The organism is Emticicia oligotrophica DSM 17448 (assembly GCF_000263195.1).
In the GTDB taxonomy this organism is placed as follows: Bacteria; Bacteroidota; Bacteroidia; order Cytophagales; family Spirosomataceae; genus Emticicia; species Emticicia oligotrophica.
Genome location: NC_018749.1, coordinates 1 through 12,835, shown reverse-complemented (window position 1 = coordinate 12,835; position 12,835 = coordinate 1). Strand labels below are relative to the sequence as shown.

Genomic DNA, 12,835 nt, shown 5'->3' with positions numbered 1-12,835 from the left:
AATGATACAACAAATAAAAAAAGGAATCACTTACGCTGAGAGTAAAGAGGACGATTTGAAAGTGAGGGCATTGGTAGAAAATATGCTCGAAAAAGTTACACAAGAAGGCGATGTCGCTGTGCGTGAGTTTTCTGCAAATCTTGATAAATGGTCGCCTAAAAGTTTCCGACTTTCTGAATTGGAAATCAAAGAAATCATTACGAGCTTACCACAACAAGTAATTGACGATATTACATTTGCTCAAACCCAAATCAGAAATTTCGCCCAAATTCAACGTGAATCTATTAAAGATATAGAAGTTGAAACCCTACCAGGTGTTTTCTTAGGACATAAAAATATTCCAGTAAACTCGGTGGGCTGTTATGTACCAGGTGGACGCTACCCCATGGTTGCATCTGCACACATGAGCGTACTGACGGCAAAAGTGGCAGGCGTAAAGCGTGTAATTGCTTGTACACCACCCATTAATGGACAAATTCCAGCCGCCACAGTAGCGGCAATGTACATGGCGGGTGCCGATGAAATCTATTTGTTGGGCGGAGTTCAGGCAATCGCTATGATGGCAATCGGTACTGAAACCGTAAAGCCTGTTGATATGCTCGTAGGGCCTGGAAATGCTTACGTGGCAGAAGCCAAACGACAATTATTTGGCAAAGTGGGTATCGACCTTTTTGCAGGGCCAACCGAAACTTTGGTCATTGCCGATGATACCACCGATGTAGAAACTTGTGCTACGGATTTACTTGGGCAAGCCGAACACGGCCCAACTTCTCCTGCCATTTTATTGACAACCAGCAAATCCATTGCCGAAGGCATCGAAGCTGAAATTCAAAGACAGTTAGCTGTGTTACCAACGGCCGATGTTGCGAGCGTAGCGTGGAGAGATTATGGACAAGTGATTTTATGTGATACTGTTGACGAGTTGATTTCAGAAGCAGACCGCATTGCCAGTGAACACGTACAGGTAATGACCGAAAATCCACGACTTTTCTTGGAAAAAATGACCAATTTCGGTGGATTATTCTTAGGCGATAAAACCAATGTAGCCTACGGTGATAAAGTGATTGGTACAAATCACACCCTCCCAACTCGTGAGGCAGCTCGCTACACTGGCGGACTTTGGGTAGGTAAATTCTTAAAAACTTGTACATACCAAGAAATCAAAACCGAAGAAGCAAGCAAGTTAATCGGTGAATATTGTTCTCGCCTTTGCGAAATTGAAAACTTCGCTGGTCATAAAGAACAAGCAGATTTGAGAGTACGTAAGTATAGTAAATAGTTGTTGGAGAATTTGTTACTATTGATTTGTATTTTTCATTAATATAGTAATCAATAACCAGCTTTCTAATAACTAATCAACCAAAAATATGAAAACAGTTCTCGTAACAGGCGGTGCAGGAGAAATTGGCTCAGCAATCTGCAAGAAATTTGCCGAAAATGGATTTTCGGTCTTAGCAACCTATAACACAAATTCAACTAAGGCAGAGAATTTATTGGAAGAATTAAACGCAATCCGAAATCCTCAATCCGAAATCCCCAATCATTACATTTTCCACGCTCCAACGACCGATGCACAGAAAGTAAATGATTTAAAAGCTTTTGTAGAAGGAAAGTACGGCAAATTAGATGTTTTGGTAAATAATGCAGGAATTACGACACCCATTCCACATAATGATTTAGAAGGGATGACAGATGAATGGATTGATAAAATCATGCAAACCAATTTTAGAGGGGGTTTTGCGATGGTCAGAGCCATGAGGGATTTATTGGATAGTGCATCTGATGAAAGCAAGGACTCTTCTTTAATAGTAAATATTTCATCTATCGCAGGAATTTATGGAATAGGTAGCAATGTGGCCTATTGTGCCTCAAAATCTGCCATTGATTCAATGACACGCTCCTTGGCAAGGGCTTTAGCTCCAAAAATTAGGGTTGTATCTGTTTCACCAGGCTTTGTAGAAGGAGAATATACCAGAAATTTCGACCCATCTTATTTGCAAAACCAAATGGATAATACACCATTGGGGCGTTTTGCAACTGGTGTTGATGTAGCCAATGTGGTTTTTTCGCTCGCAACAACCATGACATTCTCAACTGGAAATATCATTACGGTTGATGGTGGACGATTGTTAAAATAAATGCGTTCCTGTAGAGACAAGGCATACCTCGTCTCTACGACGAAGACCATTAACGATATTCAAATCAAACATAAATGAAAATAATAGACCTTTCAGTAACTATTTCTGAAAAAATAAAGGAGCCACTTCCGACCAAAATCGTGTATGAAGACCATAAAGAAGGGGCAAAAAAAATGGGTGGAAAACTCTTTGAAGGCTTGACCGATGTATTTATTGACGGTAATGGTCCTGCGGGTGAATTCTTGACGGTTACGAGTCATTGTGGTACACACGTCGATGCACCTTACCATTATTTTCCAACTTCTGAGGGAAAACCAGCTCGCACGATTGATGAAATGCCCTTAGAATGGTTTTTTCAAGATGGCGTAGTGCTTGATTTTACCGATAAACCCGACGGCTACATGTTTGAACCAGAGGATTTACAGGAAAAATTGGATGCTATCGGCTACAAATTAAAACCACTTGATATTGTGCTAATTCGTTGCGATGCCGATAAACGTATTCATGATGATGATTTTGTGAAAATTCACGTTGGAGCATCGGCAAAAGCTACCCATTGGCTGATAGACCAAGGCATAAAAGTAATGGGAACTGATGGCTGGGGCTGGGATATTCCGTTGCATATTCAGGCGGCCGATTTTAGAGAAAATCCTCGTCCAGGCATTATCTGGCAAGCACATTATGTGGGTATCGAAAAAGAATACTGCCAAATCGAAAAGCTGGCAAATCTTGACCAATTACCACCTTTGGGCTTTAAAGTAGCTTGTTTCCCAGCAAAAATCGAAAAAGCCAGTGCAGGTTGGACGAGGGCAGTAGCGATATTAAACACCCCTAACCCCTCAAGGGGAATTTAGGATAATACCAATAAATTTAAGATGGATAATCATGAAATAAAAAACTCCCCTTTAGGGGCTGGGGGTATTCTCGAACTTGCAAGAATTGACATTAAAGAAAGTACAAATGCCGAATTTGAGGCAGCCTTAGAAATTGCCAAAGGAGTGATTTCTCAATCGAAAGGCTTTCAAAGAATAACCGTGAAAAAATGTATCGAACAAACCAATCGCTACATTTTATTGATTGAGTGGGACACCCTCGAAGACCACACCATTGGTTTTCGAGAATCTGAACTTTTCAAAGAATGGCGAGCATTAATCGGCCCGTTTTTCTTAGAGCCACCTTTGGTACAACATTACAGTTAATTGTAGATTAAGAAAAACTCTTCTTCCGCAATCAAAATGATTCAACCTTTAATCTATAAAATACTATGACAAAAAAAATATTAGTAGTTGGTGCTGGTATTGGAGGGCAGTCGGTTGCGATTGGCCTGAAAAAAGCTGGCTTTGAAGTAGATGTTGTTGAAATTCATAAAGAATTTAATGTTTATGGGGTAGGTATCATTCAGCAGGCCAACGCCCTAAGAGCCTTAGATGCGATTGGGGTTGCCGACGAAGCCATGCGTCGAGGTTCGCCTTATGGTAAAGTGAAACTTTGCTTGCCACATGGTGTTCAGATTGGTGAAGCTGGAACACCACCGATTGGCCGTTTTCCGAGTCATAATGGTATTTCTCGTAGAATTCTGCACGATGTTTTATTTGAAGAAGCACAAAAAGTAGGATTGAAATATCGAATGGGCGTAACTGTCAAAACCATTGATAATCAGCTTGATATAGCTAATGTTACTTTTTCAGATGGTACTTCAGGTAGCTATGATATTGTCATTGCTGCCGACGGCGTGAACTCAAAAGTGCGTAAGCTCATTTTTGGTGAATTCAAAACAAACTACGTAGGCCTTTCAGTTTGGCGATACGCCTTCAAACGTCCTACAAGCTTAGATACTGGCTATATTTTCTTTAATAAAAAACACAAGCTGGGAGTCATTCCGATGACTGCTGAGTTGTGTTATATTTTCCTTAACTCGGCGGAAGGAGATAATCCGAGTATCCCTGAAGACCAATTGGTTGATAAGCTAAAAGCCTATATGTCGGCTTATCCGATTGCGATGGTGCAGGAACTAATTCCGCAAGTAACCGATGCAAAATTGGTCAATTATCGTACACTCGAAACCCTCAAAATGCCCGCTCCGTGGTATAAAAATCGTGTGGTAGTGTTAGGCGATGCCGCTCATACAACCATTCCACAACTCGGCTCGGGGGCAGCTTTGGCTATTGAAGATGCGGTAGTCTTGATTGAAGAATTGCAGAATGAGGGTTCAGTAGAAGAGGTTTTTGAAAGATACATGAAACGTCGCTACGACCGTTGTAAAATGGTAGTAGAGGTTTCAGAGACTTTGGGTGCTTGGGAACTACTCGAATACACCGACCAACCATTGCCTGAAGGTGCAAACATGGGTATGCTCATGGGCAAAACAGGCATGGCATTGACAGAAGAAATATAAATCGCTATATATGAAGTATTTAAGTCTAATTTTTATTCTTTTTTTGGGGTGCAGTGAAGAAAAAAAAGGCAGCAATTCACCCACAAAAATAGCTTGGATGTTTTCGGAAAGCCTTAACAAAGCCAAAGAAAACAGTAAGGTATTTGGTAGCGATAGCCTCGAAATGGTTTCGAGTACAGAGACCGATTTCTTTATCGAACCTGGCCAACCACCTTATAATAAGGCAAATGCCCCGTTGTTGTTGATGCCCGTTGATAACTTCAAACCGTTTACTTTTTCTATCAAAGTCAATCCCACGCACCTCGTAAAATATGATGCAGGAATGGCCTTTTTGTATGTAAGCGATTCGGAATGGCTCAAATTTGCCTTTGAAGTAGATGAACGTATGATTGGTCGAATCGTAACCGTAAAAACTAAGGAGTTTTCTGATGATAATAACCACGATGCAATTCCTGCGAAATCGGTCTATTTAAAGATTTCATCCGATACCAAAGTGGTTGGTTTTTATTATTCGCTCGATGCCAAAACTTGGCAATTGGTCAGGGTTTTCAAAAATGAATATGGCAAAAATTTGAAAATAGGCATTGGTTCTCAATCGCCCGCTGGAAAGGGAAATAAATCTGTTTTCTCCGAATTTCAATTCGCCGAAACCAACGTAAAGGATTTCCGAATGGGTATTTAAAATATTTTGTAAAAAAAATCAAAATGAAACTCGTAACATTATTAAATAAAAATCAAGAAAGTCGCATCGGTTGGCTCGTGGGCGAAAGTGTAGTTGATATGCGTTTGGCTAATGAAAAATTGCCGACCGATATGCTCACTTTTATTGATAACCACGAAACCTATTTCGAGATTATCAAAGCGTTGGGCGAAGTTGAGCCACATTACACCTTGGCAGAGGTAAAACTTTTAGCACCGCTGCCCAATCCACGTAGTTTCCGTGATTACATCGGTTTTGAGATGCACATGCAAAATGCCTCTCGTTCATTCGGACATAAAATTGGTCCTGCTTGGTACGATATGCCGATTTTTTATTTCACCAACCACCAAGCCATTTATGGCCCTGAGGATGAAATCAAACGTCCGACCAAAGAAACCAAATTGGATATTGAACTTGAAATTGCTTGTATCATTGGTAAAAAAGGCAAAGATATTAAAGCCGCCGATGCCCGTCCGTACATTTTTGGTTATACGATTTTCAATGATTGGACAGCCCGTGCGATTCAAAAAGTAGAAATGGAGATTCCGCTGGGGCCGCACAAAGGCAAAGATTTTGCCAATGCCATTGGCCCTTTTATCGTTACTGCCGACGAAATGGAGCAGTACCGAGTGCCATTCGATGAGAGTGTTTTTCAAGAACCCATCAGCGTACCAATAGTGGCAGGCGATAGACTAAATCTGAAAATGACTTCTCGTATCAATGGCCAAACCGTTTGTGAAGGAAATTATAAAACATCGTACTACAATTTTGAGCAGATGATTGAGCGAGCTTCCGAAAACAACGTAAACCTAATGCCGGGCGATATTCTTGGCTCAGGTACACTCGGTTGGGGCAGTTTAATCGAAAATAATTTTACCGTTCATCGTCCGCTCGAACCTGGCGATGTAGTTGAACTCGAAATTGAAGGTATCGGGATTTTAAGAAATAAGGTAGTTTAGGTTAAGAAGTTTAAAGAGTAGAATTTTCCCGTTAGGGAATTAATATTGGTAGTGAGGAAAATCTCAAAAGATTACTAAATCCCGTAAGGATGAAATATATTATTTTGAAGATTATTTTTTACCAATATCAAATGCCCACGGCATAATATTGACCAACTAATTTCAAAAGCTGATAAATGTAGGGTAGATTACTTACGTTTATCAGCATTTTTGCGTAAGAATCAAATTGTTTTTTATATCAAATACCAATAAAAATCATGAAAAAAAGTACCTTAACCGCCTTACTCTTTACGGGTTTTGTGAGTGCAATCGCCCAAGAATCTGTTTTTAAGGTTATCCAAAATAAAGGTGGAAAAACCATCGCTTATGCTCCAACTTCAGGAGTAAAAATTTTGACTATCAATGGTTTATCGTTCAAAGACCTTAATAAAAACGGTAAACTTGATAAATACGAAGACTGGCGTTTGGCGGATGATATTCGTGCCAAAGATTTAGCATCGAAACTTAGCGTTGAGCAAATTGCAGGTTTAATGTTATATTCTTCGCACCAATCTATTCCTGCTCGCCCGGGTGGATATTTTGCTGGAACTTACGGCGGAAAACCTTTCAAAGCAGGCGAAACCGACCCAAGCGATTTGACCGACCAACAAAAGAAATTCTTAGCCGAAGATAACCTTCGCCACGTGTTGATTACAACCGTACAAACGCCAGAAATAGCGGCCAAATGGAATAATAAAATGCAGGCTTACTGTGAAAGTGTGGGTTTGGGAATTCCTGCAAACAATAGCTCTGACCCACGCCACGGAACTAAAGCAAGAGCCGAATACGATGCTGCTGCGGGTGGTGAAATTTCGATGTGGCCAAGTTCGTTGGGTATGGCTGCCACTTTCGACCCAACTTTGATTGAAAAATTTGGGAAAATTGCCGCTGCGGAGTACCGTGCTTTGGGTATTACAACTGCCCTTTCGCCACAAGTAGATATTGCTACCGAACCACGTTGGGGACGTTTCAATGGCACATTTGGCGAAAGTCCGTGGCTTTCGGCTGCCATGGGGCAAGCCTATTGCGATGGTTTTCAGTCGAGTGTTTGGGGAGCGAAAAGTGTAAATGCGATGGTAAAACACTGGCCAGGTGGCGGTGCAGGAGAAGCAGGACGTGATGCACACTATGCTAATGGGAAGTTTGCGGTTTATCCAGGCAATAATTTTGAGGCACACTTGATACCTTTTACACAAGGAGCATTTAAACTCAAAGGACAAACCAAAATGGCTTCGGCAATTATGCCTTACTACACCATTTCGTGGAATCAAGATAAGAAAAACCATGAAAATGTGGCCAATAATTACAATAAATACATGATTACGGACTTGCTTCGTACCAAATATGGCTACGATGGCGTAGTTTGTACCGATTGGTCGGTGGTGGCTTTACACAAAGCCATGGATTCGTTTTTAGACGGTAAGGCGTGGGGCGTAGAAAACCTTTCTTTGGTCGAACTTCACTATAAAGCACTCATGGCAGGTGTTGACCAATACGGTGGTAATAATAACATCAAACCGCTCCTTGAAGCGTATGAAATGGGCATTAAAGAACACGGCGAAGCCAAAATGAGAGCCCGAATGGAAGCTTCGGCAGTACGATTATTGAAAAATATTTTCAGAGTTGGTGTTTTCGAGAATCCTTATTTGAATACTGAAGAAACAAAAGTCATTGTTGGAAAACCTGAATTCATGAAAGCAGGTTACGAAGCCCAATTGAAATCAATCGTGATGTTGAAAAATCAAGCAAAAACATTACCGATAACTACAAAAAAGACGGTTTATGTGCCAAAAAGATTTGTAGCTGCCAGCCGTAATTTCTTGGGTATGGAAACACCAGCGTCGGAAGATTATCCAGTAAATTTAGAAATCGTGAAAAAGCATTTCAACGTAACTGATAATGTCGACGAGGCGGATTTTGCCTTTGTTTTCATCGAAAATCCAAAGGCTTCGATTGGTTATGACAAAGAAGATACTAAAAATGGAGGAAACGGCTATGTGCCAATCAGTTTGCAATACAATGACTATAAAGCCGATGATGCCCGTGAGGTAAGTATTGCAGGCGGAGATATTTTAGAAAATTTCACGAATCGTTCGTACAAAGGAAAAATAGCCAAAGTGCCAAATATTACTGATATGCAATTGGTGCTAAACACCAAGGCAAAAATGAAAAACAAACCAGTGGTTGTGGTAGTGAATACAACCAACCCAATGGTTTTCTCTGAAATTGAGCCTTCTGCTTCGGCTATTTTATTAAGTTTTGGTGTGCAAGACCAAGCCATTATTGAAACCATTGCGGGTAAAAATGAGCCATCGGCACTTTTACCAATGCAAATGCCTGCCAATATGAGCGTAGTAGAAAAACAAGCCGAAGACGTACCTTACGATATGACTTGCCATAAAGATTCGGAAGGAAACACCTATGATTTCGGCTTTGGCTTGAATTGGAAAGGCATTATCAAGGATACCAGAGTTACGAAATACAAAATGCCTGAAAATAAGGGGTTAAAATAACATACCTAAATCAAATTTTGTTAAGTTGTTATGCAATTGTAGTGGTGAAAGGTTTGATCACACGTTTCTTTTCTACTTTTTGTACTAATAAGTTTCTTGGTACCCCTTGCAAGACTTGCAAAAAGATGTAGATTCGTGTCTTAATTACTACAATAATGACAATCTTAGGCAGACTAATAGAGATACGGTCAGGTACCATACCAATGCAGACATCGTAAAGATTATTTGACCCAACAAATGATAAACTCCTGCAGAAAATCATGTAACCTTAATCCTAAATTGTAATAAAGAGATGGCTGACCTCACAAGTCAGCCATTTATAGATTTTTTTAATTAGAAAGCTGTTTTCATACAATCTGACAACTAATTTTGATACTTAATTTTTGTTTATTACACATACTCTCTTAGACTGGCTAAAAGAGTAAAAATTATAAATTTGTGCTAATCAGTATTTAAGCCTTTCTAAGTTTACTTACTCCGCTTTCTAACTCAACTTCTTATTTAATAACTATGGGTATTTCATTTTGGAAACACCATCCGTATTCAGACCAGAATGGGCATCTGCTCGCACAAGAGGCCATTGATTTTCAAAATACCTTTCAATTTGATTTCCTTAAATTAACTTCAGCTGGAGATTGGCTGGCAGTATGTTATGGAGCTGGAGATGAACTATGGGAAAATGATTCGCTAGGTAGACGTAAAATTACCTCTTTCCCTTTGCAAGAAACGCGAGATTTTTACCATCTAAAAAGTTTTTCTTTTCAAGAAAAAATGCTCGTTGAAATCTTGGATGCTTTACGCATTTGTTGTGAAAATGTAAGCGTACCTGTTTATGTAACAATATTTTGCCCTTTATCACAATTAATTCAAATTTCGGGAATCGAACTGTTCCTTAAAACTGCTCAGAAAGAACCAGAAGCAATTCACGCAGCCCTTGCTGTGATTATTCAAAATACCAAAAAAACTATAGATGCAGCATCAAAGGTTGGGGTTGGAGGGCTATACTTTGTCACACAACACATGCAAACAGAGATACTTTCTCTCGAAACATACCAACAATTTGGTAGATACTCCGATGAAATATGTTTAATTAAGGCTTCAGAATTATTTGATTCTATTATTTTTCACTTACACGGCAATGATTGCTATGCTTGTATTGCTGAAAATATTCCCAAAATGAGTATCCATTGTGCTTATAGCGAAGTTTCTACAAGCAATACTCAATCTATTGAAAAAGCGGGCTATCCTATTATTTATGGTTTAGCCCATCATATTTTGAGTAAGGCTAATAGTTTCCAAGATTGTAAAGAAATTCTTGATAATTTTCCAACGAGCAGCTTTCTTACTTGTGATTGTGTATTACCTTTAAATTTCCCAAATGAAAAAATAAATTTATGGACAAATTTTGTACGTAGTCTATCATAATAATAACGTTTACTTTTTAATTTTATAGCCGATGAATGAAACATTCAAGACTTTGCCTAATTCTTGGATTAATAGTACAGTATTTGAACATTTTGAAGAGATTTCAAAGCAATTTCCTCAGAAAATTGCTTTGAGTGACGGGAAAAATTTATTGACTTATAGTGAAGTATTAGTTCTCACTAACGCGATTGCGAGAGAAATACACGCATTAGATAAAATTGATGGTCCAGTCATCATTTTACTAGAGAATAATGCTTTTTTTATATGTGCGATGTTAGCATGTTTGGAAGCAGGTAGGGGTTATATCCCCTTAGATGCCGGACATACCCATCAAAGAAATCAGCAAATTATTAACCATTGTCAGGCAAAAGTAATTATAAGCGAAACTTCAATTTTAGAAGACTATAGCACAAATTCTTCAATCAAGTTTATTGATTTTACTCCTAATTTCGATAAAGATTCCTATCAACCTTTTCATCAAAAACCAGAAAGTTTAGCGTATATCATTTATACTTCAGGTTCAACTGGACAACCCAAAGGTGTTTTTCAAAATCAGAGAAATCTTCTCCATGATGTAATGCAATATATTAATGTGGCTGAAATCACGGCAGAAGATAAATTAAGTTTACTTTATTCACCTAGTGTAAGTGGAGCAATCAGAGATATTTATGGAGCTTTATTAACAGGTGCGACATTATATATCAATAACTTACAAAAAAATGGCGTAACATCTATCATTGACTTTATTGTTCGTAATGAACTAACTATTTATCATTCTATTCCCAGTATTTTTAGAACAGGAATGGTTAATAAATCACAATCATTAGATACAGTAAGGTTAATTTATCTTGCAGGAGATAAAATTTTTAAGCAAGATTTTGAGATTTATAAAAACGAATTTTCAGATGCCTGTAAATTATATATTGGTATAGGTTCTACTGAAAATGCAACGATTTATCGTCAATGGTTTATTGATAAACATACAGAGATTTCTGCAAACATTGTTCCAGTAGGATATGCCGTGGAAGACCGTGTAATGACTTTAGTCAATAATGATGGGAAAGAAGTAGCCAATGGAGATTTAGGTGAAATTCAAGTTCGAAGTAAATATTGTGCTTTAGGCTATTGGCTGGATGATGAACTTACAAAGAAGCATTTCATTTTACATGAAGATGGGAGCCGAACTGTGAAGACTGGAGATTGGGGACTTATAAATAATGAAGGTTTATTAGAATTTAAAGGCCGTCGAGATGGGCAGATTAAAATCAATGGTTTTAGAATTGAAGTTGGTGAAATTGAAGCTAACATAAAAGCTGTTGAAGGCGTGGTAGATGCCGCAATTTTGATAAGAAATCAAGGTGAAACTAATAAAGTAGTTGCCTATATTTCATTACAAGTAAATGTAACTTTGGATGAAATAAAAATGAAGTTAGAGGGAAAAATACCTAGTCAAATGTTTCCATCTTTTTTCTATCAACTCGAAGAAATTCCATATTTGAATAATTTTAAGACTGATTATCAAAGCTTACAAATAATTGATAATCATAATATCGAACAAGAGAAAAACGTGGGTTCCCCAACTCAAATAACAACCAAAGAAAATAATCATTACATCGAAGAACGGCTACTTAAACTTTGGTGTGCTTATGTTTCTTATGAATCATTTAAAAAAGATTTGACTTGGAAAATGGGCGGAGGCAACTCACTGGAAGCCGTCAATTTTATTGTTTCTTTAGAACATGAGTTTAGGATAAAATTTCCTAGTGAATGGATTCATGAAGCGATGAAACCAAGTATTATTCAAAATCAAATTAAGCAACTTTTAAAAATTGAAGACCCTTTTCAAAAAAAATCAAAAGATGATTCTGTACATGTCTATGCTTTTCCTCCCCTAAAAGGAATTACCCCTCAAGTAAGAGAATTTATTCGATTATTGGGTAATCATGTTCCGGTAACCTTAATTGATTATCCACGATTAGAGGAATGGAAAAAAGATGACATAAGTCTCGAAAAAATCGCTGGAGCAATTGATAAACGAATATTTGAAAAAGGAAAAGAAAAAATATTTATTGGAAATTGTTCTGGAGAACAATTTGCTTTTTATATTTTAAATCAGTTGGAGGAAATATATCCCAATTCACTTAGTTTTTTTATAATGGATGCATGGAATATTACCAATTATAGTTTTAATAATCGTATGAAGATGTTTAGAAAACGTACAAAGTTTTTAGGATTATGGAAGGCAATAAAGAATGCGGTCAATACTCGAGTAAAACGATTTGTTGACAAACAAACAATTCAAAAATTTGCACAATCGAAAATACTTCGGGAGAAATATCCTTACAAACCCATGAATATTAAAGCACATTTAATGATTTCTAAAGAACATGCTTATACTGATGATTTGTTGGGATGGAAATATTTTTTACCAAGGCTAACCTTTGAATTATTTCCTTTTAAACACTCGGAAATGTTTATGGCTGGAAAAGGTCAACAGTTAGTTTTGGATAAATTACTTCGCTTCATCGATGAAGTAAAGCAGCATAATTAGCCTGCGTGATACTGCTTTAAAAAACACGCTCAAAGGTTTAATTTAGTTTTCAAATTTTAAGTATTTTAAGCCTTTATTGTTATTGTAATTAATTGATTATAAGCTGTTTAATTAA

At 37.9% G+C, this 12,835-nt stretch carries 10 protein-coding genes; all 10 read left to right on the top strand.

The features are described 5' to 3' along the window. Position 1 precedes the first annotated feature (1 nt). Positions 2 to 1,279 carry a histidinol dehydrogenase gene (gene hisD / locus EMTOL_RS20790; RefSeq protein ID WP_015031139.1) on the top strand — a complete coding sequence of 426 codons (1,278 nt, stop codon included), beginning with the start codon at positions 2 to 4 and terminating at the stop codon, positions 1,277 to 1,279. 88 nt (positions 1,280 to 1,367) lie between these two features. Further along, positions 1,368 to 2,138, top strand: coding sequence for an SDR family NAD(P)-dependent oxidoreductase (locus EMTOL_RS20785; protein ID WP_015031138.1), 771 nt, complete (start codon positions 1,368 to 1,370; stop codon positions 2,136 to 2,138). Positions 2,139 to 2,212: 74 nt separating this feature from the next. Beyond that, positions 2,213 to 2,992 carry a cyclase family protein gene (locus EMTOL_RS20780; RefSeq protein WP_015031137.1) on the top strand — a complete coding sequence of 260 codons (780 nt, stop codon included), beginning with the start codon at positions 2,213 to 2,215 and terminating at the stop codon, positions 2,990 to 2,992. Between the two features lie 21 nt (positions 2,993 to 3,013). After that, the gene (locus EMTOL_RS20775) at positions 3,014 to 3,337 is read left to right on the top strand and encodes an antibiotic biosynthesis monooxygenase family protein (RefSeq protein ID WP_015031136.1); all 324 of its coding nucleotides are present in this window, start codon (positions 3,014 to 3,016) and stop codon (positions 3,335 to 3,337) included. Positions 3,338 to 3,402: 65 nt separating this feature from the next. After that, positions 3,403 to 4,533, top strand: coding sequence for an FAD-dependent monooxygenase (locus EMTOL_RS20770; protein WP_015031135.1), 1,131 nt, complete (start codon positions 3,403 to 3,405; stop codon positions 4,531 to 4,533). Between the two features lie 10 nt (positions 4,534 to 4,543). Continuing rightward, on the top strand, positions 4,544 to 5,215 hold the full coding sequence (locus EMTOL_RS20765) for a DUF1349 domain-containing protein (RefSeq protein WP_015031134.1): 672 nt from the start codon (positions 4,544 to 4,546) through the stop codon (positions 5,213 to 5,215). Positions 5,216 to 5,238: 23 nt separating this feature from the next. Next, a complete protein-coding gene (locus EMTOL_RS20760) occupies positions 5,239 to 6,192 on the top strand; it encodes a fumarylacetoacetate hydrolase family protein (RefSeq protein WP_015031133.1) in 954 nt (317 codons plus the stop codon). Between the two features lie 257 nt (positions 6,193 to 6,449). After that, complete coding sequence (locus tag EMTOL_RS20755) at positions 6,450 to 8,744, top strand: glycoside hydrolase family 3 protein (protein ID WP_015031132.1); 2,295 nt, start codon at positions 6,450 to 6,452, stop codon at positions 8,742 to 8,744. 510 nt (positions 8,745 to 9,254) lie between these two features. Continuing rightward, complete coding sequence (locus tag EMTOL_RS20750; RefSeq protein ID WP_015031130.1) at positions 9,255 to 10,169, top strand: uroporphyrinogen decarboxylase family protein; 915 nt, start codon at positions 9,255 to 9,257, stop codon at positions 10,167 to 10,169. Positions 10,170 to 10,200: 31 nt separating this feature from the next. After that, positions 10,201 to 12,720 (top strand): non-ribosomal peptide synthetase, encoded by a 2,520-nt coding sequence (locus tag EMTOL_RS20745; protein ID WP_015031129.1) that lies wholly within the window; start codon positions 10,201 to 10,203, stop codon positions 12,718 to 12,720. Positions 12,721 to 12,835: the final 115 nt, after the last annotated feature.

Coding starts and splice junctions, on each gene's coding strand:
- hisD (WP_015031139.1), top strand. CDS start 2: ATGATACAACAAATAAAAAAAGGAATCACTTACGCTGAGAGTAAAGAG.
- EMTOL_RS20785 (WP_015031138.1), top strand. CDS start 1,368: ATGAAAACAGTTCTCGTAACAGGCGGTGCAGGAGAAATTGGCTCAGCA.
- EMTOL_RS20780 (WP_015031137.1), top strand. CDS start 2,213: ATGAAAATAATAGACCTTTCAGTAACTATTTCTGAAAAAATAAAGGAG.
- EMTOL_RS20775 (WP_015031136.1), top strand. CDS start 3,014: ATGGATAATCATGAAATAAAAAACTCCCCTTTAGGGGCTGGGGGTATT.
- EMTOL_RS20770 (WP_015031135.1), top strand. CDS start 3,403: ATGACAAAAAAAATATTAGTAGTTGGTGCTGGTATTGGAGGGCAGTCG.
- EMTOL_RS20765 (WP_015031134.1), top strand. CDS start 4,544: ATGAAGTATTTAAGTCTAATTTTTATTCTTTTTTTGGGGTGCAGTGAA.
- EMTOL_RS20760 (WP_015031133.1), top strand. CDS start 5,239: ATGAAACTCGTAACATTATTAAATAAAAATCAAGAAAGTCGCATCGGT.
- EMTOL_RS20755 (WP_015031132.1), top strand. CDS start 6,450: ATGAAAAAAAGTACCTTAACCGCCTTACTCTTTACGGGTTTTGTGAGT.
- EMTOL_RS20750 (WP_015031130.1), top strand. CDS start 9,255: ATGGGTATTTCATTTTGGAAACACCATCCGTATTCAGACCAGAATGGG.
- EMTOL_RS20745 (WP_015031129.1), top strand. CDS start 10,201: ATGAATGAAACATTCAAGACTTTGCCTAATTCTTGGATTAATAGTACA.